This is a genomic window from Mesorhizobium sp. M7A.F.Ca.CA.004.06.1.1, from assembly GCF_003999135.1.
Taxonomy (GTDB): Bacteria; Pseudomonadota; Alphaproteobacteria; order Rhizobiales; family Rhizobiaceae; genus Mesorhizobium.
On record NZ_RZPQ01000884.1, the window covers coordinates 1 to 2,194 of the forward strand.

General features: G+C 68.5%; 2 protein-coding genes. Both read right to left on the reverse strand.

The window, feature by feature from the left end:
• Window positions 1-1,111, reverse strand: a 1,111-nt coding sequence (locus EN906_RS31670) for an FGGY-family carbohydrate kinase (protein WP_164777514.1), incomplete at its 3' end; no start/stop codon positions are given.
• Between the two features lie 7 nt (window positions 1,112-1,118).
• Window positions 1,119-2,162: a class II aldolase/adducin family protein gene (locus EN906_RS31675; protein WP_127266684.1), complete on the reverse strand. Its 1,044-nt coding sequence runs from the start codon at window positions 2,160-2,162 to the stop codon at window positions 1,119-1,121.
• Window positions 2,163-2,194 lie beyond the last annotated feature (32 nt).

Below are 2,194 nucleotides of genomic sequence, written 5' to 3' on the forward strand. Positions count from 1 at the left end.
GCGCGGGCGCGCCGAGTTCGGCAAGCCTGTCATAGCCGAGCGTTTCGATCGCGGCGATGCCTTCGAACATCGCTTTCAGATAATCGGCGTCGTCCGCCGGCCGGGGCGCAAGGCGAGGCGGCAGCGCCGGATCGGCGATCGGAAATCGTTCGCCCGTGGCGGGAAGCGGATAGTAATCGAGGCCGGTGTCGGTCTCCGGGTCGATTGTCGCGCTGAGTTCGATGATACAGGCGAGCGGAAAATGCTGAGCCAGCACCTTGCCGCCGGAATTCGACGCACCGCCCGCCAGCCAGGCGTTGCCGAGCCGGTGGCTGTAGATGCCGAAGCGCGGCGCCGCAATCGGCCGGTCGGACAGGATCTTGATGGTCAGCGAGGATCCCAGCGCAGTGACGCCGTCGCCGATCGCGGCGGCACCGGTCGCCAGGAACGAGGCGCAACCATCCGTGGTTCCGGCGACGACGGCCACATCGCGCGGTAAGCCGAACAGTTCCCCGGCTTCCGCGGTGAGGGCGCCCGTGACCTCGCCCGGTTCGACCACGCGCGGCAGCAACTCCATGCGCATTCCGGTCGCCGCGATCCATTCCGGCCAGCGGCGGGCCTCGACATCATAGCCTGTCTTCAGGGCATTGTTCTCGTCGCTGATGTCGAAGCGGCCGGAGAAGTTTCCGGCAATCCAGTCGGCCTGATGCAGCACCGCCGCAATGCCCGGCAGATGCTGGAAGCGCAGGGCCTTGGCGAGGCCGGATGTCGCTCCGTGCGCTGCACTTGCAGCCGGCGCGGTGCGGGCGATCACGGCCAGGACGTCGTCGTCATCGACCTTGTCGTTGTACATCAGCGGTTCGGCCAGCGGCCGCCCGGCGGCGTCGACCGGCAGCAGCGTGCCGGAGGTGCCGTCAACGGCGATGGCGCGGACCGCCGTGCGGTCGATGCCGGAAAGCAGCTCCGTCAGCACCGTCTTGACCGCTTGCCACCACGCCGTGGGAGCTCGCCCCTCGCTGCCAAACCTGTCGAGTGGGACGGCCGCGTGCCCGGCTATGGAAAAATCCGGGCGCATGGCGACGGCGCGCGCACCCGATGTGCCGATGTCGATGCCGATGGCAAGTGGCATCATGCCCATGCTAGCCGCCAGCCGCGTTTAGCTTCTGGCGATATTGCTCGGCGTCCCAGTTGACCAGTTCGTCATTCTCGGAAGCGGTGAGATAGTTCAGCCGCGCGGCGACATCGATGCGCGCCGTCACGTCGGCGAGGCAGCGTTGCATGGCATCGGCGCCGGCACTGGCGTCGCCGCGCATCAGCACGCCTGCGCCGGGAAACAGGATCGCCGCAGGCGACGTGCCCAGTCGTGCAATGACATCGGCCACCGCCTCGCCTGGTTTCGCCACGACGGAGCCCTGGCCGAGGAAGATGACGTGGTCCGGATAGAGGCTGCCGGCCTGCGCCATGCGGCGGCTCTCAGGGTCGAGCGCAACCGCATGCGCTTCGACAGCGGCCGGTAATCTGTAGCCGCTGCCGCCGGCAAGCGCCGCCAAGGCGTCGAGGTCTGGTGCGGCGGTCGCGCGCGCCGGCCGGGCCAGCAATGACCTGATACGGCGCAGCAGAAGCTCCGCCCCGGCGACGGTTTCGGCGGCGACGACCAGGCCGTGATTGCCAAGGATCAGCACGTCGACACCAGGCCGCAGTTTCTCGGCGATGCCGCGTGCAAGCGGCAGGCCGGGCCGGAAATAGGGCACATAGGCCCATTCGATGCCATCGAGCCGCCTGGCGACCTCGGCCTCGCCATCGGCCTGCACGGCAAGCGAGATGGTGTCGACGCAATGGACATGCAGAACAACGCGCTGCGGCATCAGGGCGTGCACCGTGGTCTCGATCGACGGCCGCAGGCCGCGCGGGTTGAGCGCTGCAATGGTGAAACCCTGCGGCTGGTCGGCGGCGCGATCGCGCTGCTCGACGGCTCTCAGCAGCGGCGCCATCGCCACCGGCACCATGATGTCATCGACGAGCGCGTCCTTCAGCCAGGTGCCGGAGGCCTTGATCCACAGCGTGTCGCCGGCTTTCAGCGAGGTGTTGCCGCCTGCCGCCTGGGTCAGATGCGGGCTCCGCCCGATGCTGGCCGAAAGCGCCCGCAAGGCCGCCAGTTCCTGCGCATCAGCTTGGGTCGCCATGGCGCTTTTCCTCCAACGGCTCGGCCGTGTCC

What these genes read in the sequence shown, in the direction of transcription:
- EN906_RS31675 (WP_127266684.1), bottom strand. Translation starts at nt 2,162, where the DNA reads ATGGCGACCCAAGCTGATGCGCAGGAACTGGCGGCCTTGCGGGCGCTT.